Origin of the sequence: Streptomyces sp. NBC_01460, from assembly GCF_036227405.1 — a bacterium.
Classification (GTDB): domain Bacteria; phylum Actinomycetota; class Actinomycetes; order Streptomycetales; family Streptomycetaceae; genus Streptomyces.
In genome coordinates, this window is the sequence record NZ_CP109473.1 from 6,718,495 (window position 1) to 6,743,902 (window position 25,408).

Here is a 25,408-nt window from a genome sequence, read left to right on the forward strand (position 1 = left end):
TCAGCTCTTGACGAGGAGACCGCGGCTGCGCAGCACCCGCCGCTCCAGCGGACTGAAGATCAGCAGGTCGATCGCGATGCCGACGAACAGGATGAGGAGGATCGCCAGGAAGATCCCCGGCATGTCGAAGTTGTTCCGGCCGTTCTCCAGCAGCTGGCCGAGCCCCAGGCCCAGGTCGGGGGAGGAGGCGATGATCTCGGCGGCCATGAGCGAGCGCCAGGAGAACGCCCAGCCCTGCTTCAGGCCCGCCAGATAGCCGGGCAGTGCCGCCGGCAGGACGATGTGGATCGTCCCGCGCAGCCCCGTCGCGCCGATCGTGCGGCCCGCGCGGAGGAACAGCGGCGGCACCTGGTCGACGCCGGACACCAGACCGTTGGCCACGGACGGGACCGCGCCGAGCAGGATCACGGCGTACATGGTCTTGTCGTCCAGGCCCAGCCAGATGATGGCCGGTGCCACCCACGCCACGGACGGCAGCGACTGCAGCCCCGACAGGATCGGGCCGATCGCGGCCCGGACCACCCTCACCCGTGCCACCAGCAGCCCCAGCGGGGTGCCGATCGCGACGGCCATGACGAAGCCGAGCAGACCACGCGACACACTGGTCCAGATGACCTCCAGCAGGGTGCCCTGCACCCACATGTCGGTCAGGCTGTCCCAGACCGCCGCGGGGGGCGGCAGCTTGTAGTCGTCGGTGACCTTCGCCCAGACCAGCACCTGCCAGACGAGGACCACCAGGACGACCGCGACGACGGGCGGCAGGACCTTGTTGAGCAGGATCTCGCGGGTCGGCGTCCTGCGGACCTGTACGGCGTCGAGCGCGTCCAGGCCCGCCTCCAGGCCCGCCAGGTCGTCGGCCTTCGTCTCAGTGCTGGCCATGTCGGCGGATCTCCCCACGCAGTTCTTCGGTGATCTCGACGGACAGCTCCGCCACGGCGGTGTCCTCGATGCGGCGCGGCTGCTCGATGTCGACCGTCCACTCACGCGCGATCCGGCCGGGCCGCGACGACAGCAGGATGACCCGCTGGGCGAGCCGCACCGCCTCGCGCACGTTGTGCGTGACGAAGAGGACGGAGGCGTTCGTCTCGCGCCAGATCCGGGTCAGCTCGTCGTGCAGCACATCACGGGTGATGGCGTCGAGCGCGGCGAACGGCTCGTCCATCAGCAGCAGTTGGCTGTCCTGGGCGAGCGCACGGGCCATCGCGACCCGCTGGCGCATCCCGCCCGAGAGTTCGTGCACCCGCTTCCCGTACGCCCCGTTGAGGCGCACGAGCTCCAGCAGCCGTTCCGCCTCGGTGCGACGGTCCGACTTCGGTACCCCGCGCAGCCGCAGGGCCAGTTCGATGTTCTTGCCCGCGGTCAGCCACGGGAAGAGGGCGTGCTCCTGGAACATCAGGGCCGGCCGCCCGCCGGGGGTCGCGATGGACCCCGCGGTCGGGCGGTCGAGTCCGGCCACCAGGTTGAGCAGGGTCGACTTGCCGCACCCGGAGGCTCCCAGGAGGGTGACGAACTCGCCCGGAGCGACATCGAGGGTGATGTCGTCCAGGACGAGCTGCTGTCCCGTGGGTCCGGCGAAGGACTTCGAGACGTTCGTGAGACGAGCGGCGTGCTCGACCGCTGCACGGTCCTCGGCCTTGGTGAGGGTGGTGGTCGCCATGGTCGTCACCTCCTGGGAATCTTCAGGGATCCTGGTGCGGTCGGGTGGGCTACTTGGCGCCGAGACCGGCGTCGGCGACCTCGGGCTGTCCCTCGGCCTTGAGGATCTTGTTCAGCGGCTTCAGGTCGTAGATGCCCGTGAGGTCGGGCTTCTCCAGCAGACCGGCCGAGACCGCGTGGTCAGCCTGCGCCTGGAGCGTGGCGGCCAGCGGGTCGTTCGTGATCTGGATGGACTTCCACGCCGGGTCGAGGACGTCGGCGGGCAGCGCCTTGCCGCTCAGCTTCTCCAGCGCGGCGTTGGCCGAGGCCTTCGCCTCGTCCGGGTTGGCGTTGATCCACTTGTTGGTCTTCACCGTGCCGCGCAGCACCGCGTCCACGACGTCCGGGTGCTCGGAGAGGAACTTCTGCGACACGATGATGTTCGTGATGACGAACTTGTCGTCCGGCCACAGCGACGACTCGTCGAGCAGGACCTTGCCACCCTCGGCGACCAGCTTCGAGGCGGTCGGCTCAGGGACCCAGGCGCCGTCCAGGGAACCCGACTTGAAGGCGTCCGGGGTCACCTTGTTGTCCGAGCGGACCACGGAGACGTCGCCCTTGCCGCTCTGGGCGTCGACCTTCCAGCCCTTCTCGGCGATCCAGTGCAGGAAGGCCACGTCCTGGGTGTTGCCGAGCTGCGGGGTGGCGATCTTCTTGCCCTTGAGGTCGTCCAGGGTCTTGATCTTCTTCGGGTCCACGACGAGCTTCACGCCGCCGGAGGCCGAGCCGCCGACGATGCGCAGGCTCTGGCCGTCGGACTTGGCGTAGCCGTTGATCGAGGGGGAGGGGCCGATGAAGCCGATGTCGATCGCACCCGCGTTGAGCGCCTCGATCTCGGAGGGCCCGGCGTTGAACGTCGAGGGCTTGACCGTGGTGCCGCCCAGCTCCTTGGCGATGAGGCCTTCCTGGATACCGACCAGGGCGGTGGCGTGCGTGAGGTTCGGGAAGTACCCGATCTTCACGGTGTCCGTCGAGAGCTTCTTCCCGTCGGCGGAGACGTTCGACTTGGCGGAGTCGTCGTCCTTCGCCTCGGAGCCGTAGCCGCAGGCGGTGAGCGCCACGGCGAGCAGCGGCAGAGCGGCGGCAGCGGAGAGGCTGCGGCGGAGAGTGGTACGGGTGGCAGGCACGGGAGGCTTTCCTCTCGTTGGCCCGGTGCTCACGTCCCCCTGGGATCAGGTGGCGCGGCCGGGCGGTCGGCAGGTCTTCGTCTGAACGGGCGGTGCGGGTGGTACGAGCGGGCGCGCAGGCAGTGCGCGTACGTCATCACGCACATCGCCCGACCCCGCCCTGGCCGCTGCCGAGGGCGCCGCTGCCGACCCGGCCGCCCTCCTTCGCGAAGGTCGAGAAGAAATCGGTCATCATCAGAAGTCCCACTCCGCGTCCTCGGCGGAGGTGTCCGCGTCCGCCGTCCCCTCGGTGACGGCGGCGAACGAGGCGCCGGCCATGCCGGCGGTCAGCGTCGTGCCGTCCGCGGGGTCGATCAGCAGGAACGAGCCGGTGCGCCGCGAGTCCGCGTAGGCGTCGAGCGCCAGGGGCTCGGCGGTGCGCACGACGACGCGGCCGATGTCGTTGGCGACGAGCTGCCCGGGGGCGGGGTGCTGGGACAGGTCGTCCAGGGTGAGCCGCGACGGGATGTCCTTGACGATCGCCTTGACCGTCCGGGTCGTGTGCTTGAGGAGCACACGCTGGCCGACGGTGAGCGGCCGGTCGGCCACGTGGCAGACGGTCGCCTCGACGTCCTGCGTCGTGGCGGGCGTGTCGGAGCTCGGCGCGATCAGATCGCCGCGCGAGACGTCGATGTCGTCGGCCAGCCGGAGCGTCACCGACTGCGGGGCCCAGGCGACGTCGACGCTCTCGCCGAGCGCGTCGATCGCCTCGATCGTCGTGGTGCGCCCCGACGGCAGCACGGAGACGGTCTCGCCGACCCGGAACACCCCGGCCGCGATCTGACCGGCGTACCCGCGGTAGTCGGGGTGCTCGGCGGTCTGGGGGCGGATCACGTACTGGACGGGGAAGCGCGCGTGGCAGGCGGTGAGGTCATGGCTGACCGGCACCGTCTCCAGGTGCTCCAGGACCGTCGGGCCGCCGTACCAGTCCATGTGGGCGGACGGCTCCACGACGTTGTCGCCGGCCAGGGCGGAGATCGGGATCGCGGTGATCTCCGGGACCCCGAGGGACGCGGCGTACGCGGTGAACTCCTCCGCTATCGCGGCGAACACGGGCTCCGCGTACTCCACGAGGTCCATCTTGTTCACGGCGAGGACGACGTGCGGGACGCGCAGCAGCGCGGCGACCGCCGCGTGGCGGCGGGTCTGCTCGACCACGCCGTTGCGGGCGTCGACCAGCACGACGGCCAGCTCCGCGGTGGAGGCGCCGGTGACCATGTTGCGGGTGTACTGCACGTGGCCGGGGGTGTCGGCGAGGATGAACCGGCGCCGGGGCGTGGCGAAGTAGCGGTAGGCGACGTCGATGGTGATGCCCTGCTCGCGCTCGGCGCGCAGACCGTCGGTGAGCAGCGCCAGGTCGGGCGCCTCCTGGCCGCGGCCCAGCGAGGCCTGGGTGACGGCTTCGAGCTGGTCGGTGAGGACCGACTTGGAGTCGTGCAGCAGGCGTCCGACGAGGGTCGACTTGCCGTCGTCGACGGAGCCGGCCGTGGCGAAGCGCAGCAGGGTGGTGGCCGAGAGCTGCTCGGTGGTGGTGATGCTCATGTCTAGAAGTACCCCTCGCGCTTGCGGTCTTCCATCGCGGCCTCGGACATCTTGTCGTCGGCGCGGGTCGCGCCCCGCTCGGTGAGGCGGGAGGCGGCGATCTCGGTGATGACGGCGTCCAGGGTGGTGGCGTCGGAGTCGACGGCGCCGGTGCAGGACATGTCCCCGACGGTGCGGTAGCGGACCTGGCGGGTCTCCACCTTCTCGTGGTCCTTGGGGCCGCCCCACTCGCCGGCGGTCAGCCACATGCCGGAGCGGCTGAAGACCTCACGCTCGTGGGCGAAGTAGATCTCCGGGAGCTCGATGCCCTCGCGCTCGATGTACTGCCAGACGTCGAGCTCGGTCCAGTTGGAGATGGGGAAGACGCGGACGTGCTCGCCGGGGGCGTGACGGCCGTTGTAGAGCTGCCACAGCTCGGGGCGCTGGCGGCGCGGGTCCCACTGGGAGAACTCGTCGCGCAGGGAGAAGACGCGCTCCTTGGCGCGGGCCTTCTCCTCGTCGCGCCGTCCGCCGCCGAACACGGCGTCGAAGCGGTGCTGCTGGATGGCCTCGGTGAGCGGGACCGTCTGCAGGGGGTTGCGGGTGCCGTCGGGGCGCTCACGGAGCTTGCCGGCGTCGATGTACTCCTGGACGGAGGCGACGTGCAGGCGCAGCCCGTGCTTCTCGACGGTGCGGTCGCGGTATTCGAGGACCTCGGGGAAGTTGTGCCCGGTGTCCACGTGCAGGAGCGTGAAGGGGATGGGTGCGGGGGCGAAGGCCTTCAGCGCCAGGTGCAGCATCAGGATCGAGTCCTTGCCGCCGGAGAAGAGGATCACCGGCCGCTCGAACTCCCCCGCCACCTCACGGAAGATGTGCACCGCCTCCGACTCCAGGGAGTCCAGGTGGCTCAGCGCGTACGGGTTGACGGTGCCTTCCGGCACGGTGGCGACGGTGCTCACGCCAGGCCCCTCTCGGTGAGCAGCGCGTGAAGCGCCGCTGCGGACTCCTGCACGGTCTGCTGGTGCGACTCGATCCGCAGATCCGGGGACTCGGGTGCCTCGTAGGGGTCGTCGACCCCGGTGAGACCACTGATCTCGCCTGCCGCCTGCTTGGCGTACAGCCCCTTCACATCGCGCTCGGAGCACACCTCGACCGGGGTCGCGACGTGCACCTCCAGGTACGCGGTGCCCTCCTGCTGATGACGCTTGCGCACCGCGTCACGGCTGTCGGCGTACGGGGCGATGACCGGGACGAGGACCTTCACGCCGTTGGCGGCCAGCAGTCCGGCGACGAAGCCGATCCGCTGGACGTTGGTGTGACGGTCCTCGCGGGAGAAGCCGAGGCCCGCGGAGAGGAACTCCCGGATCTCGTCACCGTCCAGAACCTCGACCCGGTGCCCCTCGCCGCGCAGCCGGCCCGCCAGTTCGTACGCGATGGTGGTCTTGCCGGCGCTCGGCAGACCGGTGAGCCAGACGGTGGCTCCCGTCTCCGTCACGCTCATCGATATCTCCTGATCAGTCGTCATCAGCCGTGCAGCCCGCATTCGGTCTTCCCGCGCCCGGCCCAGCGGCCGGCCCGTGCGTCCTCGCCCTCCAGCACCCGCCGGGTGCAGGGCGCGCAGCCGACGGAGGCGTAGCCGTCCATCAGCAACGGGTTGGTCAGTACGCCGTGTTCGGCGACGTAGGCGTCCACGTCCTCCTGGGTCCACCGGGCGATCGGCGAGACCTTGACCTTGCGGCGCTTCTCGTCCCAGCCCACGACCGGGGTGTTCGCCCGGGTGGGGGACTCGTCGCGGCGCAGGCCGGTCGCCCAGGCGGCGTACGCGGTCAGGCCCTCTTCCAGGGGCCTGACCTTCCGCAGCGCGCAGCACAGGTCGGGGTCGCGGTCGTGCAGCTTCGGCCCGTACTCGGCGTCCTGCTCGGCCACCGACTGACGCGGCGTCAGCGTGATGAGGTTGACGTCCATCACGGCGCCCACCGCGTCCCGCGTGCCGATGGTCTCCTCGAAGTGGTAGCCGGTGTCCAGGAAGACCACGTCCACGCCGGGGAAGACCCGGGACGCCAGATGGGCGACGACCGCGTCCTCCATGGAGGAGGTCACGCAGAAGCGCTTGCCGAAGGTGTCGGCCGCCCACCTCAGGATGTCGCTCGCGGAGGCGTCCTCGAGCTCGCGCCCGGCCCGCTCCGCCAGGTCCTTCAGGGCTTCGTCGGTGAGCTCGGCCGCGAGCAGAGTGTCCGTCATGTCCCGTCCCCTTCCACGTCATCGCGCTGGAGCCCCTGGGCCAGGAGGCCCAGGAACTTCAGCTGGAACGCACGGTTGCAGGAAGCGCATTCCCAGGCGCCGTGTCCGGCCTCGTGCGGGCGCAGGTCCTCGTCGCCGCAGTACGGGCAGTAGAACGGCGCGGCTCGTTCGCTCATGACAGCGACTCCGCACTGGCGCGGGCCGCCCAGGTCGCGAAGCGCTCGCCCTCCTCGCGCTCCTCCTGGAAGTTGCCGAGCACCCGCTCTACGTAGTCCGGGAGTTCGGCCGAGGTGACCTTCAGACCACGGACCTTGCGGCCGAAACCGGCCTCCAGGCCGAGCGCGCCGCCGAGGTGCACCTGGTAGCCCTCGACCTGGTTGCCGTCGGCGTCCAGCATCAGCTGGCCCTTGAGGCCGATGTCGGCGGTCTGGATGCGTGCGCAGGCGTTGGGGCAGCCGTTGATGTTGATGGAGAGCGGCTCCTCGAAGTCCGGCAGGCGGCGCTCCAGTTCGTCGATGAGCGCGGCGCCGCGCGCCTTCGTCTCGACGATCGCCAGCTTGCAGAACTCGATCCCGGTGCAGGCCATCGTGCCGCGCCGGAAGGGTGAGGCGTTCACCTGGAAGTCCAGCGCCTCGAGACCGGCGGTCAGGGACTCGACCTGGTCCTGCTCGACGTCCAGGATCAGCATCTTCTGCTCGACGGTGGTGCGCACCCGGCCCGAGCCGTGTGCCTCGGCCAGATCGGCGATCTTGGCGAGGGTGGAGCCGTCCACCCGGCCGACGCGCGGGGCGAAGCCCACGTAGAAGCGGCCGTCCTGCTGGGCGTGCACACCGATGTGGTCGCGCCAGCGGGAGGAGGGCTGCGCGGGCGGCGGGCCGTCCAGCATCGGGCGCTTGAGGTACTCGTCCTCGAGGACCTGGCGGAACTTCTCCGGGCCCCAGTCGGCCATCAGGAACTTCAGACGGGCGCGGGTGCGCAGGCGGCGGTAGCCGTAGTCGCGGAAGATCCCGATGACACCGGCCCATACGTCGGGGACCTCGTCCAGCGGCACCCAGGCGCCCAGGCGTTCGGCGAACCGGGGGTTGGTGGAGAGTCCGCCGCCGACCCACAGGTCGAAGCCGGGACCGTGCTCCGGGTGGTCGACCCCCACGAACGCGATGTCGTTGATCTCGTGCACCACGTCCTGGACCGGCGAGCCCGAGATCGCGGTCTTGAACTTGCGGGGCAGGTTGGAGAACTCCTTGCTGCCGATGTACCGCTCGTGGATCTCGTCGACGGCGGGTGTGCCGTCGATGATCTCGTCCGCGGCGATGCCGGCCACGGGCGAACCGATGATCACACGGGGGCAGTCACCACAGGCCTCGGTGGTCGAGAGCCCGACGGCCTCCAGCTTCTCCCAGATGGCCGGGACGTCCTCGATGCGGATCCAGTGCAGCTGGACGTTCTGCCGGTCGGTGACGTCGGCGGTGCCGCGCGCGTACTCCTGCGAGATCTCGCCGATGACGCGCAGCTGCGCGGTGGTCAGCCGTCCGCCGTCGATGCGCACGCGGAGCATGAAGTAGCGGTCGTCCAGCTCCTCCGGCTCCAGCACGGCGGTCTTGCCGCCGTCGATTCCAGGCCGGCGCTGCGTGTACAGGCCCCACCAGCGCATGCGTCCGCGCAGGTCGTTCGGGTCGATGGAGTCGAATCCGCGCTTGGAGTAGATCGTCTCGATGCGTGTCCGCACATTGAGACTGTCGTCGTCCTTCTTGAACTGCTCGTTCCCGTTCAGCGGGGTGAAGTGACCCATGGCCCACTGACCTTCACCACGGTGACGTCCGGCCTTGCGGCGGGGCGTGGCGGTAGCAGGCTTCTCGGGGATGGCGGCCATGGCGATACGTCCTTCGGGACTGCAGGAGGGCGGCTCTGAACTGCACACTCGCGTGAGGCGCGGCGGTGCGCAGGGGTGGAGCGGACTTCAGGAAATCGCGGTGCTGGAGACTCTCAGCGGACCGGACAGATGGCGCTGGACATGCGGCCGAGGTCGACGTGCCGTCGACTCACCAAGGCAATTCCAGTTCCAGACATGACGGAAGCGTGTCACGCGGATCTCGGGCCAGTCCACCACGATCCAGTATGTGGACGAGATGGTCCCGACATGTGAGACGATGTGGTGTCGATCACTCTGCCATGTCGACAAGGCGACAAACAGGGTGCGCCTCAGGCGTGCGCGCCGGGCCACGGGCCGGGGTTCGCGACGTCGGGCTCCTGCTCGACCTTGGTGTCGAACAGGCGGAACCCTCGCCGCAGGTAGTTGTCCATCGCGTGCGGGCCGTCGTTGGAGCACGTGTGCACCCAGACCCGCTTCGTCGGGGTCCGGTCCGGATGCCGTTCCGCGAGGTCCCAGGCGCGCGCCACGCCGTAGGACAGCAGGTGGCCGCCGATCCTGCGCCCCCGGAAGGCCGGGATCAGCCCGAAGTAGGCCACCTCCACCGCACCGTCCGCCTGGGGGTCGAGCTCGATGAACCCCGCCGGGGTCCCGTGCTCGTACGCCACCCACGTCTCGGATCCCGGACGGTCCAGGATCTCCTGCCACTGCGCGTAGGTGAGGCCCAGCCGGTCGGTCCAGCGGACGTCCCCGCCCACCGCCGTGTAGAGGAACCGGCTGAACTCCGGCAGGGGTGTCTGCGCGCGCGTGACCGTGACACCGGCCGCGGGGGCGGCCGCGGGGCTCAGATCGGCGGGCGAGGTCTGCTCCAGGGACCAGACGGTCACGTCGGAGACGGTGGGGGCGGGGTCGGTGAAGTCGCTCATGGCGGTCAGAGAACCACGGCCGCCGCTTCATGCCCAAACCGGGCCGGCTCAGACCGTCCCCGCGGGCATACGCGCCCTGAGCACCACCGGAGCCGTCGACCGGGGCAGCAGGTCGGCGGGTTCGTCCGGGTGGACGATCTCCACCCCGACGCCCTCGCGGAAGCGGTACGGGCGGTGCGCCAGCACCTCCGCGAGATGCCGGCGCATCCGCGATATCTCGGCCCGCACCGTCACCGTCCGGGTCGCGTCACCGAAGACGTCCTCGGCCAGCTCCGCCGCCGTGCGCCCCTCCCGGTGCAGGGCGAGCGCGTACAGCAGCTCCGCGTGACGGGGCGAGAGCCGGCGCGTCCAGCTGCCCACCGGGCCCGTCACATGGACCGTCAGCCCACGCTCCCGGCTCAGGTCGAGGACCACGCGGCGCGGGGGCCCGTCGTGCGCGCCCTCCGCGACCTGCACCAGCCAGCCGCCGGGCAGCGGCTCCACCCGGCACATCCCGAGCGAGGCCAGCCAGACCGTGCCCGGCTGGAGCGACTTCGGCAGCGGCAACCGGTCCACGGGCGGCATCCCGCTGACGGCGGCCAGCCAGCCGTGGGTGTCCACCACCAGTGCGGGGCCGCCCAGCCGGCACAGGATGGGGGCGGCCACCGAACGCAGCCGCTCGATCGCCACCAGGTGCCGGCCGCGCAGCTCGCCCTCCGCCAGCGCGGCCACCGAGCCGACCAGTGCCAGCGTCGCCGGGTGGAAGGTGGAGGCCGGTCCGCTGATGTCGACGATGCCCATCAGCCGGCCGTCCCGGGGGTCGCGCACCGGGGCCGCCGCACAGGTCCAGTTGTGCAGGGCGCGGATGAAGTGCTCGGCGGAGTGGACCTGTATGGGGGTGCGCGCGGCGAGCGCGGTACCGATGGCGTTGGTCCCCGTCGCCGACTCGGCCCAGGCGGCGCCCTCCTCCAGGCAGATGTCCTTGGCCCGGCGCATCACCGCCGCATGCCCCTGACGCCACAGGACCCGGCCCTCGGTGTCGGTGACCACCATGATCTGCTGCGCGGCGTCCGCGATCGTGGCCAGCCCGTCCCGCAGCAGGGGCATGACCTCGCCGATAGCGGTGCCCCTGCGCCGGTGCTCGATCTCGTCCGTCTCCAGCAGCCGGCTCTCCGGTGACTGCTCCGGGTCGATCCCGCTGCGCAGCACACGGTCCCAGGACGCGTCGATCTCCGCGCGCGGAACGGCGGCCGTACGCCCGCCCGCCAGCCGGGCCTCCCGCGCACGGTGGACCAGGCGCTCGGTCACCGCGGAGTACGAGGCGTCCGCCGGCCGTGCCGACGCGACAGGGCGTGTGTCCATGGCGTGTCCCCCCAAGCCCCCCAAGACAACGTGGGCCCGGCCCGGAAGAGGGGAACCGGTCCCGAAGGACCCATCCTGCCGTGCGCGGGTCCTCCTGACCGGCACTCCACGCAATGGTTGCAACCCTTTGCAACTCTGGTGACGGGCCGCGTGCCGTACGAGAGTGGCGTTCACACCGCGCGGGGAGTCCTCGACCCGCCGTGTGGTGGTGCACAAGCGTGGAGGGTGGTGCCGTGTCGGCGCAGCACCACCCTCCGGCGTGTGTCCTCGGGTCTCCCGTGCGGTCCCGGCTCCCGGACCCGAGTGCGTCGGTCAGGTAGGAGGAGCTCTTCCCCCGCGGGTCATGGAGTTCGGAGCGCGCCCACCCCTCGGCCCTCGCCGCCCAGGGAGTGAACTCTTCGCCGGACACGGTCTCCGAAGCGTCCGCGCCTGCACGTCGAGCACCTCCGGACCGGCGGAGAATCTCTCACCGGGGCCTCCCGATCGGCCGGATGAAAACGACCTCCCAGAACCTCGGGGCGCGTCTCTGCCCCGGAGTGCCGGAGCCCGCTCGGGTGCCGGGTGCGGGGCCCCTGCTTGGCAGCACCTGCCGGGGGTACCAGCGGAGCACTGGCCTGAGAGAAGGAGCTTGGTGTGTCCGAAGCGCGTGACGTGGTGGCCGTGATTCTTGATGACCATCGCACCATGGAGGAACTCCTCCGGCGGATGCGGAGTGTGGAGGAGGACCGGGGGGCGGCCCTGAAGGACTTCGCCGCGCTCCTCATCGCTCACGCAGAAGCAGAGGAGGCCGAGGTGTACCCCGCGCTCAAGCGGTTCCGGAACGTGGACGACGAGGAGGTCGAGCACGGCGAGGAGGAGCACCACGAGGGCAATGAGGCGCTTCTCGCCCTCATGGAGGTGGAGGAGGTCGGCTCCGACGAGTGGGACGAGAAGCTGGAGGACCTCGCAGCGGCCGTCACGCACCACCTCGACGAGGAGGAGCGCACGATCCTCAACGGGGCACGGGAGAACGTTCCGGACGAGCGGCGCGCCGAGCTCGGTGCGGTCTTCCTCCAGGACAGGGAGAAGCACCTGAAGGCCGACTGCGGGAGCATCGAAAACGTCCGCGCGGTCGTACATGTGCGGTGAACCTCACGGTCGACGGCACCTGTCAGGCAGGGCCTGACAGGTGCCGTCGACCGTTTCCCGCCTCTTCGGCGAGCGCTGGGCGTTTCGTGTGGATGCCGCGCCGTCAGCAGTCTTCGCACCGAAGATGACCACGACCAGCCAAGATCACACAAGGTGACGGAGCCCCTAGCCCTCCTGGGCGCGCGCCCGCTCCACGACCGTGGCCAGATCCAGACTGTGCGGCAGCGTCCCGAAGGCGGAACCCCAGTCCCCGCCCAGCCGTGAGGCGCAGAACGCGTCAGCGACCTCCGGCGGTGCCCAGCGGAGCAGCAGCGAGCCCTGCAGCACCAGGGCCATCCGCTCGACCAGCCGTCGTGCCCGCGCCTCCGCACCGTCCAGATCCGCCAGCTCGGTCAGCAGGTCCTTGATCGCCGCGTCCAGCCGGTGGTCGGCGCCGCGCGCCGTGCCGACCTCCCTCAGGAAGGCGTCGAGCGCCCCCGACTCACGCTGCAGGGCACGCAGCACATCGAGGGCCTGTACGTTGCCCGAGCCCTCCCAGATCGAGTTGAGCGGCGCCTCGCGCAGCAGCCGGGGCATCCCGGACTCCTCGACGTAGCCGTTGCCGCCGAGGCACTCCAGGGCTTCCCCGACCACCGCTGCGCACCGCTTCGTCACCCAGTACTTGGCGGCCGGCACCGCGATCCGCAGGAAGGCCCGTTCCGTCTCCGTGTCCGCGTCGTACGCGGCGGCCAGCCGCAGCGCGAGCGTCGTCGCCGCCTCCGACTCCAGGGCCAGGTCCGCCAGGACGTTGCGCATCAGCGGTTTCTCGATCAGCAGCCCGCCGAACGCGCTGCGGTAGGCACTGTGGTGGATCGCCTGCGCCACCGCCTGGCGCATCAGCGCCGCCGAACCGACCACGCAGTCCAGCCGGGTCGCCGCCACCATCTCGATGATGGTGCGGACCCCGCGCCCCTCCTCACCGACCCGGCGGGCCCACGTCCCGTCGAACTCGACCTCGCTCGACGCGTTGGACCGGTTGCCCAGCTTGTCCTTGAGGCGCTGGATCGCGAACACGTTGCGGGCGCCGTCCGGCAGGACCCGGGGCACGAGGAAGCAGCTCAGCCCGCCCGGCGCCTGCGCCAGCACCAGGAAGCCGTCGGACATGGGCGCGGAGCAGAACCACTTGTGGCCGGTGAGCAGGTACTCCCCGTCGCCGGCCAGTGGCTCGGCCCGGGTGGTGTTGGACCGCACGTCGGTGCCGCCCTGCTTCTCCGTCATGCCCATCCCGAAGAGCACACCGGCCTTCTGCGCCGGCGGCCGCAGCCCCTCCTCGTACACGTGCGAGGTCAGCAGCGGCTCCCACTCCGCGGCCAGCGCGGGGTCGGTGCGCAGCGCCGGGACCGCCGCGTGCGTCATCGACAGCGGGCATCCATGACCCGCCTCGGCCTGGGTCCAGACCAGGAATCCCGCCGCGCGCCGGACATGACCCCCCTGCCTGCCCCAGGCGTCCGTCAGCCCGGCCGAGACCGCGTGCCCCAGCAGCCGGTGCCACGCGGGGTGGAAGTCCACCTCGTCGACGCGGTTGCCGTACCGGTCGTGCGTCCGCAGTTTCGGCGGGTTCTCATCGGCCTCGGCGCCCCACCGCTGGGCCTGGAGGGAGCCGGCGGACCGGCCCAGCCCGCCGAGTTCCTCCCGGGCCTCGTCGAGGATTCCGGGCGCGAGATGCCGCTCGACGGCCTCCGTCAGCGCCCGGTCCGCGGCGAAGACGTCGTAGCCGGTCAGCGGCGGGACCTGGTTGGTCACTGTGTGGGTGCTAGGTGCCATGCCGATACGGTAAGGAGGTGCAGGCAGCAAATGAAACACCCGAGCGGCCACCGGGCCGGCTCCACCGGGCTCGCGTCCTCTACCGCAACGTGTCGAAGCGGCAGATGGCATGGCAGTTGCTCAAGGACACGGTCAACTCGTGCATCGAGTACCGCATCCTGGGCCTCGCGGCGGAGGCCGCGTTCTTCACCCTGCTGTCCCTGCCCCCGCTGCTGCTCGGCCTGATCGGGCTGCTCGGGTACGTCGACGACTGGACGGCCACCACCACGGTCGCCTCCATCGAGCGCAACATCCTGGGCGCGGTGCAGACGGTGCTGTCCGAGCGGGGTGTCAACGACATCGCCAAACCGCTCATAGCCGACGTGACCACGGGCGCGCGCCCCGACGTCATCTCCCTCGGCTTCGCGATTGCGCTCTGGTCGGGTTCACGTGCGGTGAACGTCTTCATCGACACCATCACCGTGATGTACGGGCTCGACGGCCACCGCGGCATCGTCAAGACCCGGCTGCTCGCCTTCCTGCTGTACGTGGTCGCCCTGCTGCTGGGGGCGGTGGTGCTGCCGCTGCTGGTGGTGGGCCCCGACCGGGTGGTGGAGTTCGTCCCGTGGGGCACCGAGGTGCTGGCCGTCATGTACTGGCCGCTGGTCATCGTCCTGTCCATCGCCTTCCTGACGACGCTCTACCACGTGTCCGTCCCGGTCCGTTCGCCGTGGATAGAGGACGTGCCCGGGGCGCTCGTGGCGCTCGGCATGTGGGTCCTGGGCAGCTTCCTGCTGCGGATCTACCTCACGAGCACCGTCGAAGGACCCACCATCTACGGGTCGTTGGCCGCACCCATCGCCGTCCTGCTCTGGATAGGTATCTCCGCTTTCGCCGTACTCGTCGGTGCCGCGGTGAACGCGGCGATCGACCGTGTCTGGCCCTCGCTGGCCACCGCAGCGGCACGCGAGGTCACCGAGCGCGCACGGGCGGCGCAGGCCGCCGAACTCCTCGCCCGTACCCAGGCGGCGAACTGGGACGCGTACGCGGACGACGACGAGGACGTGTCCATGCCCTCCGAATTCCCCGAGCGCTGGTCCCGCTTCCTGCCCCCGGACGACGTGAAGTCCCGTCTCCACGGCAACCGCGACAAGGACGCCCCCTGAAAGCTCCTCCGATAGCCTGGTGACCATGGGCGCACGGTACGAGGAGCGGGCATCGCGCTTCGGCGGCGCGGTCCTCTGGACCTGGTGCGGATCGCGTGACCCCGCGAGGCCGGTGCTCCCCGACGGCTGCATGGACCTGCTGTGGGCCGGTGACCGGCTCCTGGTGGCAGGCCCCGACACCCGCGCGTTCACCCCGGCCGCGGCGCTCTCCGGCAGCTGCTCCGGCATCCGCTTCGCCCCCGGCACCGCGCCCGCGCTCCTGGGCGTGCCGGCGCACGAGCTGCGCGACCGCCGGGTCGCCCTCGACGCCCTCTGGCCGGGCCGGGAGGTCCGCGGGCTCACCGAGCGGATCGCCGCTGCGGGTGACCCGGCCGCCGCACTCGAGGACATCGCCCTGCGCCGGGCGGCCGGCACCACACCCCCCGACCCGCTCACCGAGGCCGTCGCCGCGCAGCTGCGGCAGGGCCGTTCCGTCGCCGACACCGCGCGCGGCGTCGGGCTCGGCGCCCGCCAGCTCCACCGCCGTTCCCTCGCCGCCTTCGGCTACGGCCCCAAGACCCTGGCCAGGGTCCTGAGGCTCCAGCGCGCCCTGGCCCTCGTCCGGCGGGGAACGCCGTACGCCGAGGCCGCGTACGCCGCCGGCTGCACGGACCAGGCGCATCTGGCCCGCGAGATGCGGGACCTCGCGGGCACGACGCTCGGCGCCTACCTCGCCGGGACCGGCTACGAGGGGTTGGCGGCGAAGAGCGAGACCGCGCAGCCGTCGGGGTCCAGGACGACCGCGTAACGCTGCCCCCACACGGCGTCCCAGGGCTCCAGGTGGCCCGCGTAACCGGCGGCGGTCAGATCGGCGTACACCGAGTCGACCTCCGAGGGGCCCTCGCAGAGGAAGGCGAGCCCGAGGCGCTCTCCGCCCTTGGCCCCCGTCCAGTCCGGGTCGAAGGAACGGACGACGTCCTCGGTGTCCCACAGCAGGCGCTGCCCTCCGGGAAGGGCCACCTCGACATGGGGGGCCGACTCGGCCCCGGCGGGGATGTCGAGCCCGAGCCTGCGGTAGAAGGCGAGCGATGCCGCCAGGTCGGCGGTGGTGACGGAGATCGCGTCGAGTCGTGGAGTCATGGGACGACCGTAGGCCGGGGCCCGCCCCCGGGTCTTGTACGAAACGGTCACGGGCTCACGCCCCCGGATGTCCCGGCCTCACCGCCCGGGCAGGTCGACGGTGACGCGGCCGGGTCCCTCACCGCCCGCCGCCGGTCCGGGGTCCCGGCCGGCGGACCGCAGGAAGACGTTCTCGGGGTAGAGCCGGCCGAGCAGCGCCAGTGCGACGAGGCCGTCCTGGCCGGTGGCGTCCACCGTGACGTCGTCGTCCTGCGTCCACACCAGCCCGGGTGCGCTCAGCACCGCCCAGAGGCCGGCGGTCCGGGCGGTGCCGGCCGTCGCGGTGCCCGGGGCGGGGGCCGGACGGGCGAAGCGGTGCCCGCGCAGCGCCTGCCCGAGGTCCGCGTGTGCGGTCCTGTCCCCGAGGGTCACCTCGATCCGCGCGGTACGGGTGCCGTCGACGGCCGGACCGGTGACGACCCGGCCGGTGACCCGTCCCTCCTCCCCGGCCCCGGCAGGCAGATCCGCGGCCGGGGTGCGGGGTTCGGCGTAGCAGTCGGCCGCTTCGGCGACGTACGTGGTCGTGCCCTCCGACGCTTCCGAGGCAGGGGCCGGGGCCGAGGGGCGCCAGGTCAGCAGGTGCCTGGGCGCGGTGAGGGGCTCTCCGTCGAGGACGGCCGGCAGGGCGGTGCCGCCCTCGTGGCCGAACCCGTATCCCGCGGGGCCGGAGCCGCCGGTCACGACGTGCCGGGCGAAGTCCACGACGGCGGTGTGCCGGATCCGGCGGACCAGGAGCTCGGTGAGGAAGCGGTCGCGGCCCTGCTCGACGGGGCGGAGCCCTTCCGGGGTGACGCGGAGCGGGACCTCCTGCCAGTTGGTGAAGGGCAGCAGGGCGTCGCGGAGCAGGACCATCTGGTGGATCCACTCGTTGTAGAGCTGGATCGTGACGGGCCCGCCACGGCGGCCCATGAGCAGATCGGTCGCGGGGTGGGTGAGCAGGTGCCCGTAGCAGTGACTCCGTACGACCAGCGGGCCCGCCGGCAGCGGGATCGGATCGGCCAGCAGCCGGCGCAGGGCCGTGACCGACCACGCGGCGATCTCCCGGCCGATCGTCTCGGCCTGCGCGCCCAGTTCGCGGACCGCCGACGAGCTGTCGGGGCCGACGGCCAGCGGCAGGGAGGTCTCCCGGGTGCCGAGGGCGAGCGTCGCGCGGATCTGGGCCTCCAGCACGTCGCCGTCGGCCTCCCGCAGGGCGTTGTCGTCGATGACGCCCTGCAGCAGTGGCTCCGCGCCGGCGAAGAACTGGCGGGCGGTCATGGCCCCTTCCGCCGGGAAGGTGTTCCACCGGGAGCCGCCGAGGGCGGGTGCGGTCGAGGTCGGCGAGAGGTGCATTGGTTCCTCCGGGGTGAGGCGGGTCGTGGACGGTGCGGGTCTCGTCGGGGGAGCGGGGCCGCTCCCTGCCGAGGGAGAGCAAGGGGGGGCTTTCCGGGCCTTTTCTGGAACGTCCGATACAGATTGAGGCCATGGAGAATCAGTCGAGGGCGCCCAGCGCGACCTCCACGAGGGGTTCGAGGGCGCGGGCGTCCGGTGTGATCTTCGAGGACACGAGCAGTCCGCCCAGGAAGGTGACGAAGAAGGCGGCCAGTGTGTGAGGGTCGTGGCGTGTCGAGATCTCGCCCCGCTCGGCCGCCCCGCGCAGCAGGTCGGTGAGCGCCTCCCGGCCGGCTTCCTGGATGTCCCGCACGGTGCGCCGGGTGGTCGGATCCGCCGGTGCGCGCTCGCAGACGGCGTTGGTCGCCAGGCAGCCCCGGCCGTCGTGCCCGACCCCGATCCTGATGCGCTCGACCAGGAGGGCCCGGATCGCCGACCGCACGTCCGTCCCCTCGTCCAGGCTGCGCAGGGCGTCCGCCGCGAGGGTGGTCCGGTAGTGCTCCAGTGTGGCCCGGTACAGGCCGTCCTTGTCGCCGAACGCCGCGTACAGCGACCCCTGGCCGATGCCGAGGTGTGCGGTCAGGTCGCGCACCGAGGTCGCCTCGTAGCCGCGCGTCCAGAACAGGTCCATCGCGCGGCTCACCGCCGCCTCGGTGTCGAACTCCCGCGTCCTCGCCATACGTTCAAGGTATCCCAACTGGAACGCTCGCTCAAGAAATGCGCGGGAAGGGCTCGGGGCCGCCCCGTCGTCGATGGCGCGGCGGCCCCGGTTCCCTGCCGTGAGCGAGCGGCCTACCGGTCGTCCGTGAGGCCCGTGCAGTCGGCGGGCGTGGTGCCCGGATCCGTCAGGGACAGGCCGAGCTGCGCCCGTTCGGTGAGCCAGCGGGTCGGCCGGTACCTCGGGTCTCCGGTCGTCGCGTGCAGTGCCCGCTGCAGGTCCAGCAGACGCCCGGCGCCGATGCGGTCGCCCCAGGCCAGCGGGCCCACGGGGTAACCGAGGCCGGTCGTCACGGCGAGGTCGATGTCCGCCGGGGTGGCCAGCGAGCGCTCCGCGATCGACGTGGCCACCGCGACCACGGAGGCGAGCAGCCGCTGCGCCACCGAACCCGCGGTGTCCCGCACGACCGAGACGGCGCGGGGCTCCTCGCCCTCCGGCGCGCGCGCCAGTACCGCGCGGGCGTCCCGTGCGGCGGCCGGGTCGGCCGCGGGGGTCACCGCGAGGACCCGGCGGCGGCCCGCCGCCGGCAGGGGGTCCACGCCGAAGGTGCGTGCGGCGGGCAGCCCCAGCGAGGACACCGCCGCCGCCACCGTGGTGCCCCACACGGGGACCAGGACCACCGCGTCCTCCGAGGGCTCCGGGCCGCTCTCGACCGCGGCCCCGGCGGCGGTCAGCGCGCCCCGCAACTCCTCGCTCTCCGCGCCCGCCACGAACACCGGACGGCCGGAGTCGCCCGTCACCGGGGGTTCCGGGGCCGCGGCGGGTGCCTCGGGGCCGTAGGTGAACCAGCCCTGTCCGGTCTTGCGGCCGTGCAGACCGGCGGTCACCCGGTTCGGGGTGAGGTAGGACGGGCGGAGCCGGTCCTCGTGGCGGAAGCCCTGCCAGATCGAGTCGATCACGGCGGCGGTGACATCGAGCCCCGTGAGGTCCGTCAGCTCGAACGGGCCCATGCGCAGCCCCAGGACGTCCCGGGCGATCCGGTCGATGTCCGCCGGGCCCGCCACCGACTCCTCCAGCAGCGCCAGGGCCTCCGTCACCAGGCCCCGGCCTGCGTGGTTGACCAGGAAGCCGGGGGTGTCGGCGACGGTCACCGCGCGATGGCCGCAGCCCTCGACGAGCGCGGCCAGGGCCGGCGGGATCTCCGGGCGGGTCGCGGCGCCCGGCACGACCTCGACGATCTTCATCAGCGGCACGGGGTTGAAGAAGTGCAGCCCGGCCAGACGGGCCGGATCCCGCAGCGACGAGGCGATCCGGGTCACCGACAGCGACGAGGTGTTGGTCGCGAAGACGGTGGAGTCCGGCAGTGCCTCCTCCAGCTTCCCGAACACCTCGGCCTTGGTGTCCAGGTCCTCCCGTACGGCCTCGATGACCAGCTCGACCTCCGGGCCCGGGGCCCACGGGTCGTCCAGCGGTACGAGTCGCTCCAGGGCCCCGGCGGCCTCGCCGGAGCTCGTCCGGCCCTTCTGGACCGCGCGTTCCAGCATGGACCGCACGAAGTCGACGGCCGCTGTCACCGCCTCGGTCCGGACATCGCAGAGCTCCACGGTGTGCCCGGCGGCCGCGGCCCACTGGGCGATGCCCCGGCCCATGGCTCCGGCTCCGACGATCCTGATACGCATGGCGGTGACGTCCTCTCGGCAGATGTGGTCGGTCGATGGCGGAGACGGTGGACGCGGTCGGGCCGGTGAAGACAGGCACGCCCGCGAGGGAGAGGGCGAAGGCGGTCGCCCTCGGGTCAGCGCAGGTAGACGCGGTCGGGATCGACGTCCTCGCGCAGGAGCCGCAGCTCCGCCGCGGTCGGCGGGGGCACGGTGTCGACGGAGTCGGCGACCCGGAGGTCCCAGCCCGTGGCCGCCCGTACCTGATCGACCGTCACCCCCGGGTGTACGGCGACGAGCCGGAGCTCCTCCCCGACGCCTGCCCGGGCCAGGATGCCCAGCTCGGTGATGACCCGGGTGACCCCCGCGCCCAGCGGCCGGATGCCCTCGGCCAGCGCGCGGTCCGGGCCCGGTGTGGTGCAGAAGTCCAGGGTCCCGGTGAACGAGCGCGGGTTGTGACGGCGCATCACCACGAAGACCTCACGGGAGTTGGCCATCACCTCGACGGCGCCCCCGGACCCGGGGAGACGCACCGTGGGGCTCTCCCAGTCGCCGATCACCGAGGTGTTCAGATTGCCCCACCGGTCGATCTGTGCGGCGCCGAGGAAGCCGACGTCGATGTGGCCGCCCTGGAGCACGCAGCCGAACAGCGCCGGCATCGACAGCACGGCCTCCGCGCCCGAGATGAGCACGGAGTCGGCGATGGTCTCCGGGAGGTGGGAGGGGTGCGCCCCGCAGACCCCGGACTCGTACACGACCTCGATAAGCGGCGCGACCGTCAGATGGGCGAGCTCGGTCGCGAGCGTGGGCAGCCCGATGCCGGCGAACACCGTGCGCCGGGAGGCCAGTTCGCGGGAGGCGACGACCGAGAGCAGCTCGGACGAGGTGACGGCCTCCGGTGCGGTGGTGGTCATGTCCCGTTCCTTCCCCCGCGGCGCGCTCACAGCCGCCGCCCGTAGTTCACCGGTTCGCTGAGCGCCTCGCCCACCGCGAGCCCCGCCCAGAAGTCCTCGCCCAGCTTGGCGGCGTACTCGGCGTGGTCGGCGGTGCCGTACACCCACTCCTCCAGCCAGGCCCGCAGCCGTTCCGGATCCTTGCTGATGTGCGACCAGGCCCGGTAGAAGGCGTTGTCGCGGTCGTAGTACCCCTGGGCGAAGGACGGGTGGGCCCCGCGCGGGCAGACGACGACGGCGTCCACGGCGTGCGACGGGACGACCGTGCGGTTGGGGTCGGAGCGGACCACGTCGTCCCCGACGACCTCCTCGACGACGACGACCGCCTTGTCCGCCGCGTAGACCGCCTCGGCCTGGATGCCGGTCAGCCCCCAGATCTGGGTGTTGCCCCGGCGGTCGGCGCGCTGGGCGTGGATGATCGTCACGTCGGGGTTCACGGGCGGTACGACGTAGATCTGCTCCGGTTCCCCGTCGGGCCCCGGATAGGGCGACGTCACCTTGCGCAGATCGCTGTTGACGGACGGCAGATCGCTGCCGCCGTAGCTGCGCAGCGGATAGAACGGCAGCCGCTGGGACCCCGCGAGGTAGCGGCAGACCATCCCGTAGTGGCTGTACTCCTCGAAGGCCAGCGGCTCCGGGTCGGCGCGCTCGATCCTGCGCCGCAGCTCACCGAGCGACCCGGCGGAGGAGTTGCCCACGAAGGAGGAGACCAGCCGCGAGACGCAGCCCGCGGCGACCATCTGGTCGACCACGATGTCCGCCGTCATCCGTACGACGGTGAGGTCCTTGCGGCCCTGGCGGATGATCTCGTGCCCGGCGGCGGTGGGGACGAGATGGGTGAACCCTTCGAGGCTGACGGTGGCCCCGTCGTGCACGAAGGAGGCGATCGCCTCCTTCATCGACATGACTTTGCCGGCCCCGTCGGCCGTATCCGTCCGCTCCACGGTGCTCCTCGGGCGAGTGCGTGCTGGTCGCCCTACCGTGTCAGCGGCCATTGATTGCTGTCCAATACCAAATTAAGGTCGGATCAAGACCCATGGTTAATGAATGGAAGCTCCGATGGAACTGCGTCATCTGACCGCGTTCACCGCCGTAGCCGAGGAGCTGCACTTCGGCCGCGCCGCCAAGCGGCTCCAGATGGCGCAGCCCCCGCTCAGCCAGCAGATCAGGCAGCTGGAGAAGGAACTCGGTGTGCAGCTCTTCGAGCGCAACACCCGCTCGGTGCGGCTCACGAGTGCGGGGGAGTCCTTCCTCGAACCCGTACGGACCGTGCTCGACGACCTCGACATCGCGGTGCGGGCCGCCAAGGCCGCCGGGCGCGGGGAGTCCGGCCGGGTCACCATCGGCTTCGCGGGGGCGTCCAGCCACGAGACGCTGCCCCTGCTCACCCGGGCCGTGCGGGCGGCCCACCCCGGGATCGAGCTGACCATGAAGGGCCAGACGTACGCCAACGTCGCCCTGTCCCGGGTCGCCGACGGCACCCTCGACCTCGGGTTCGTCCGGCTCCCGGTCACCCAGCCGGGAGTGGCCCACCGGGTGATCGACGAGGAGGAGCTGCTCTGCGCGCTGCCCTCCGACCACCCGCTCGCCCGCCTGGAGAGCGTTCCGATCGGGATCCTCGCCGACGAACCCTTCGTCTCCTTCCCCGCCAACGCAGGCTCCTCGGTGCGCGACGCCATGGTGCAGGCGTGCGAGGCCAACGGCTTCAACCCGCGCGTGGTGCAGGAGGCCCCGGACTCGTACACGATCCTGGCCCTCGTCGCCGCGGGCGTCGGCGTCACGCTCACGGTCTCCTCCGTCCGCCACATCCAGCAGAACGGGCTCGTCTATCGGACCCTCGCCGGTCCGCCCATCCGGCGCCAGGCAGCGCTGGCCTGGCGCACGGACAACCCCTCGGCCGCGCTCCGTGCGGTGCTCGCGGTCGCCGAGGAGGCCTTGCCGACCCCGTAGTCGTCCGATTGAGACGCGTGGCGTCTTGAATGTGCGGTAACTCGATATTGGACCGACTCAGTGGTCCAGTGCGAAGGTCACCCCACACACCCGAGCCGCCGAAAGGTGTTCCGCCGTGCCCGACCAGACCGATGTCGTCATCTGTGAACCGCTGCGTACCCCCATCGGGCGGTTCGGCGGAGCATTCGCCCAGCAGACGCCCGCCGCGCTCGCCGCGCGCGTCATCGCCGAGGTCGTCGCCCGCACGGGGATCGACCCCGACCGGGTGGACGAGGTGATCCTCGGACACGCCTACCCCTCGTCCGAAGCCCCCGCCATCGGCCGGGTCGCCGCCCTGGACGCCGGACTCCCCGACACCGTCACCGGCGCCCAGATCGACCGGCGCTGCGGCTCCGGGCTCCAGGCCGTCCTCGACGCCGCCATGCAGATCCGGGCCGGGTTCAGCGAGGTCGTCATCGCCGGCGGTGTCGACGTCATGAGCGCTGCCCCCTACTACACGCACGACGGACGCTGGGGCATCAAGGGACCCGGCCTCCAGCTCCACGACTCGCTGGCCCGGGGCCGCGTCACCGCGGGCGGCGTCCACCACCCCGTCCCCGGCGGCATGATCGAGACCGCCGAGAACCTCCGCCGCGCCTACTCCGTCAGCCGCGCCGACCAGGACGCCCTCGCCCTGCGCTCGCAGGCCCGCGCCGCCCGCGCCGCGAAGGAGGGGCGCTACGACGCCGAGACCGTCCCCGTGACCGTGCGCACCAGGAAGGGCGAGACGGTCGTCTCGGCCGACGAGCACCCGCGCCCGGACACCACCGCCGAGCAGCTCGCCGCACTGCGTCCGATCATGGCCGAGTCCGACCCCGGGGCGACCGTCACCGCGGGCAACGCCAGCGGCCAGAACGACGCGGCCGCCGCCTGCCTGGTCACCAGCGCCGCCACCGCCGAACGGCTCGGGCTCACCCCGCTCGTCCGCCTGGTCTCCTTCGCCCGCGCGGGTGTCCCCGCCGCGACGATGGGCATCGGCCCCGTCCCGGCCACCCACGCGGCCCTCGGCCGGGCCGGTCTCACCCTCGCCGACCTCGACCTGATCGAGATCAACGAGGCCTTCGCCGCCCAGGTCCTCGCCTGCACCCGCGAGCTCGGCCTCGGCGAGAAGGACCACGAGCAGCGGATCAACGTCAACGGATCCGGCGTCTCGCTCGGCCACCCGGTGGGCGCCACCGGCGCCCGCATCCTCGCCACCCTCAGCAGGGAGATGCACCGCAGCCAGGCGCGCTACGGGCTGGAGACCATGTGCATCGGCGGAGGCCAGGGCCTCGCCGCGGTCTTCGAACGCATCGCCGCCTGACGGCCCGTCCCCCCCCTCTTCCTCCCCGTCCCCTCTCCACCACGCGATCCAGGGCGTCCCGGGCGACGCCCGGATCAGCCGTGCCCCCATCCGCTTGATCAACGATGTTCGGGAGCCACCCATGAGTGCGACCACCGCCACCGCACGCGAGCGAACGAAAGCCGCCAACCGCGCAGGGTTCGGAGCCTTCATCGGCTCCACCATCGAGTGGTTCGACTTCTACATCTACGGAACCGCGGCAGCGCTCGTCTTCGACAAGGTGTTCTTCCCCGAACTCGAAGGCCCCATAGGCACCCTGGTCGCCTTCGCCACCTTCTGGGTCGGCTTCCTCGCCCGTCCGCTGGGCGGCATCATCTTCGGCCACTACGGCGACCGGCTCGGCCGCAAGAAGACCCTCGTCATCACCCTGCTGATGATGGGGGTCTCGACCACCGCGATCGGCCTGCTGCCCGGCTACGCCTCCATCGGCATCGCCGCCCCGATCCTGCTGGTCTGCATCCGCATGATCCAGGGCATCGGCCTCGGCGGTGAGTGGGGCGGCTCCGTCCTGATCGCCTCCGAGCACGCGCCCAAGGGCAAGTCGGTGCTGTACGCGGCCTTCGCCCAGCAGGGCTCGCCCGTCGGCAACACCCTCTCCACCGTGAGCTTTCTCGCCATCAGCCAGCTGCCCGACGACGCCTTCGTCTCCTGGGGCTGGCGGGTGCCCTTCCTCGCCTCCGCCGCCCTCGTCATGGTCGGCCTGCTCGTCCGCCTGAAGGTCGCCGAGTCCCCGGCCATGGCCGAGCTCATCGAGAAGAAGGAAGTCGTCAAGCTCCCGCTGACCGAGGTCCTGCGCAGCCACCCCATGCTGATCGTCCTCGGCATCGGGGCCTGCACCATCGGCCTGTCCGCGACGTACTTCAAGTCGACGTTCGCGCTGTCCTGGGCGACCACGTCCCTCGACTTCGACCGCAGCTCGTTCCTGACGATCATCCTCGTCGCCAACATCACCCAGATCATCGTCCAGCCCTTCGGCGCCCTCATCGCCACCCGGATGAAGAGCTGGTCCCGCGCGGTGATCGTGATGCTGGTCCCCGAACTGATCCTGATGCCGGTGATGTTCATGCTGATCAGCACGGAGAACTACGGTCTCGCGATGCTCGGCGTCGCCGTCGCCACCATCCCGCACTGCCTCTACTACGCGGCCCTCGCCGGCATGCTCGCCAGCCGCTTCCCGGCCCATCTGCGCTACACCGGCATCTCGCTCTGCTACCAGCTCTGCGGCACCCTGCTCGGCGGGACGACCCCGATCATCGGCCAGTTCCTGCTGAACCGGACCGGCTCCATCGCGGCGGTCATCGCCTACGCCGTCCTCCAGGTGGCACTGACCCTGGGCTGCATGCTCCTCCTGCTGAAGCGCCCCAACCACGACGAGCAGGCCGCCGACCCGGTCGCCGCGCCCCGCACCGCGCCCGTCGCCGCCTGACCCACCCGTCCTGCCCGTAC

General features: G+C 71.6%; 25 protein-coding genes. 6 read left to right on the forward strand and 19 right to left on the reverse strand.

Features of this window, described 5'->3' with window-relative positions:
* From OG488_RS30255 to OG488_RS30305, 12 genes are all read right to left on the reverse strand, one after another.
* On the reverse strand, positions 1-879 hold the full coding sequence (locus OG488_RS30255; RefSeq protein ID WP_329234459.1) for an ABC transporter permease: 879 nt from the start codon (positions 877-879) through the stop codon (positions 1-3).
* On the reverse strand, positions 866-1,657 hold the full coding sequence (locus OG488_RS30260) for an ABC transporter ATP-binding protein (RefSeq protein WP_329234463.1): 792 nt from the start codon (positions 1,655-1,657) through the stop codon (positions 866-868). The genes OG488_RS30255 and OG488_RS30260 overlap by 14 nt, the downstream gene beginning before the upstream one ends.
* A gap of 49 nt (positions 1,658-1,706) precedes the next feature.
* The gene (locus tag OG488_RS30265; protein WP_329234466.1) at positions 1,707-2,822 is read right to left on the reverse strand and encodes an aliphatic sulfonate ABC transporter substrate-binding protein; all 1,116 of its coding nucleotides are present in this window, start codon (positions 2,820-2,822) and stop codon (positions 1,707-1,709) included.
* 234 nt (positions 2,823-3,056) lie between these two features.
* Positions 3,057-4,403 (reverse strand): sulfate adenylyltransferase subunit 1, encoded by a 1,347-nt coding sequence (locus OG488_RS30270; RefSeq protein ID WP_329234469.1) that lies wholly within the window; start codon positions 4,401-4,403, stop codon positions 3,057-3,059.
* Between the two features lie 2 nt (positions 4,404-4,405).
* Positions 4,406-5,341, reverse strand: a complete 936-nt coding sequence (cysD, locus tag OG488_RS30275) for a sulfate adenylyltransferase subunit CysD (protein ID WP_329234472.1) — start codon at positions 5,339-5,341, stop codon at positions 4,406-4,408.
* Positions 5,338-5,907 (reverse strand): adenylyl-sulfate kinase, encoded by a 570-nt coding sequence (cysC, locus tag OG488_RS30280; protein WP_329234475.1) that lies wholly within the window; start codon positions 5,905-5,907, stop codon positions 5,338-5,340. The genes cysD and cysC overlap by 4 nt, the downstream gene beginning before the upstream one ends.
* A complete protein-coding gene (locus tag OG488_RS30285; RefSeq protein ID WP_329234477.1) occupies positions 5,907-6,623 on the reverse strand; it encodes a phosphoadenylyl-sulfate reductase in 717 nt (238 codons plus the stop codon). The genes cysC and OG488_RS30285 overlap by 1 nt, the downstream gene beginning before the upstream one ends.
* Complete coding sequence (locus OG488_RS30290) at positions 6,620-6,799, reverse strand: hypothetical protein (protein ID WP_031095411.1); 180 nt, start codon at positions 6,797-6,799, stop codon at positions 6,620-6,622. Before OG488_RS30290 ends, OG488_RS30285 begins: the two co-directional genes overlap by 4 nt.
* Positions 6,796-8,493, reverse strand: a complete 1,698-nt coding sequence (locus OG488_RS30295) for a nitrite/sulfite reductase (protein ID WP_329234484.1) — start codon at positions 8,491-8,493, stop codon at positions 6,796-6,798. Before OG488_RS30295 ends, OG488_RS30290 begins: the two co-directional genes overlap by 4 nt.
* Before the next feature lie 113 nt (positions 8,494-8,606).
* Complete coding sequence (locus OG488_RS39330; RefSeq protein WP_349817346.1) at positions 8,607-8,690, reverse strand: putative leader peptide; 84 nt, start codon at positions 8,688-8,690, stop codon at positions 8,607-8,609.
* A 132-nt stretch (positions 8,691-8,822) separates the two neighbouring features.
* A complete protein-coding gene (locus OG488_RS30300; protein WP_329234487.1) occupies positions 8,823-9,416 on the reverse strand; it encodes a GNAT family N-acetyltransferase in 594 nt (197 codons plus the stop codon).
* A gap of 48 nt (positions 9,417-9,464) precedes the next feature.
* A complete protein-coding gene (locus OG488_RS30305) occupies positions 9,465-10,757 on the reverse strand; it encodes a helix-turn-helix domain-containing protein (RefSeq protein ID WP_329234490.1) in 1,293 nt (430 codons plus the stop codon).
* Between the two features lie 633 nt (positions 10,758-11,390).
* Here OG488_RS30305 and OG488_RS30310 point away from each other — a divergent pair.
* Entirely contained in the window at positions 11,391-11,885 is a 495-nt protein-coding gene (locus OG488_RS30310) for a hemerythrin domain-containing protein (RefSeq protein ID WP_329234493.1), read from the forward strand.
* 165 nt (positions 11,886-12,050) lie between these two features.
* On the opposite strand, the gene OG488_RS30315 is transcribed toward OG488_RS30310, so the two are convergent.
* Positions 12,051-13,688 carry an acyl-CoA dehydrogenase family protein gene (locus OG488_RS30315; protein ID WP_329234495.1) on the reverse strand — a complete coding sequence of 546 codons (1,638 nt, stop codon included), beginning with the start codon at positions 13,686-13,688 and terminating at the stop codon, positions 12,051-12,053.
* Positions 13,689-13,705: 17 nt separating this feature from the next.
* On the opposite strand from OG488_RS30315, the gene OG488_RS30320 reads away from it, so the two are divergent.
* Both OG488_RS30320 and OG488_RS30325 read left to right on the forward strand, forming a co-directional pair.
* A complete protein-coding gene (locus tag OG488_RS30320; protein WP_329234497.1) occupies positions 13,706-14,833 on the forward strand; it encodes a YihY/virulence factor BrkB family protein in 1,128 nt (375 codons plus the stop codon).
* A 25-nt stretch (positions 14,834-14,858) separates the two neighbouring features.
* Positions 14,859-15,620, forward strand: a complete 762-nt coding sequence (locus OG488_RS30325) for a DUF6597 domain-containing transcriptional factor (protein WP_329234498.1) — start codon at positions 14,859-14,861, stop codon at positions 15,618-15,620.
* Here OG488_RS30325 and OG488_RS30330 read toward each other — a convergent pair.
* The 6 genes from OG488_RS30330 to OG488_RS30355 form a co-directional block, all read right to left on the reverse strand.
* Positions 15,557-15,952, reverse strand: a complete 396-nt coding sequence (locus OG488_RS30330) for a VOC family protein (protein ID WP_329234499.1) — start codon at positions 15,950-15,952, stop codon at positions 15,557-15,559. The genes OG488_RS30325 and OG488_RS30330 overlap by 64 nt on opposite strands.
* Before the next feature lie 78 nt (positions 15,953-16,030).
* Positions 16,031-17,323 carry a hypothetical protein gene (locus tag OG488_RS30335; protein ID WP_329234502.1) on the reverse strand — a complete coding sequence of 431 codons (1,293 nt, stop codon included), beginning with the start codon at positions 17,321-17,323 and terminating at the stop codon, positions 16,031-16,033.
* Positions 17,324-17,462: 139 nt separating this feature from the next.
* The gene (locus OG488_RS30340) at positions 17,463-18,041 is read right to left on the reverse strand and encodes a TetR/AcrR family transcriptional regulator (protein WP_329234504.1); all 579 of its coding nucleotides are present in this window, start codon (positions 18,039-18,041) and stop codon (positions 17,463-17,465) included.
* A gap of 113 nt (positions 18,042-18,154) precedes the next feature.
* Positions 18,155-19,699 (reverse strand): 3-hydroxyacyl-CoA dehydrogenase, encoded by a 1,545-nt coding sequence (locus tag OG488_RS30345; protein WP_329234506.1) that lies wholly within the window; start codon positions 19,697-19,699, stop codon positions 18,155-18,157.
* A 116-nt stretch (positions 19,700-19,815) separates the two neighbouring features.
* Entirely contained in the window at positions 19,816-20,592 is a 777-nt protein-coding gene (locus tag OG488_RS30350; RefSeq protein ID WP_329234508.1) for a CoA-transferase subunit beta, read from the reverse strand.
* Positions 20,593-20,618: 26 nt separating this feature from the next.
* A complete protein-coding gene (locus tag OG488_RS30355) occupies positions 20,619-21,536 on the reverse strand; it encodes a CoA transferase subunit A (protein ID WP_329239118.1) in 918 nt (305 codons plus the stop codon).
* Between the two features lie 154 nt (positions 21,537-21,690).
* On the opposite strand from OG488_RS30355, the gene OG488_RS30360 reads away from it, so the two are divergent.
* From OG488_RS30360 to OG488_RS30370, 3 genes are all read left to right on the forward strand, one after another.
* Positions 21,691-22,581 (forward strand): LysR family transcriptional regulator, encoded by an 891-nt coding sequence (locus OG488_RS30360; RefSeq protein WP_329234511.1) that lies wholly within the window; start codon positions 21,691-21,693, stop codon positions 22,579-22,581.
* Positions 22,582-22,696: 115 nt separating this feature from the next.
* Complete coding sequence (locus OG488_RS30365) at positions 22,697-23,923, forward strand: acetyl-CoA C-acetyltransferase (RefSeq protein WP_329234514.1); 1,227 nt, start codon at positions 22,697-22,699, stop codon at positions 23,921-23,923.
* Positions 23,924-24,044: 121 nt separating this feature from the next.
* Positions 24,045-25,388, forward strand: coding sequence for an MFS transporter (locus OG488_RS30370; protein WP_329234516.1), 1,344 nt, complete (start codon positions 24,045-24,047; stop codon positions 25,386-25,388).
* The last annotated feature ends 20 nt before the right edge of the window (positions 25,389-25,408 follow it).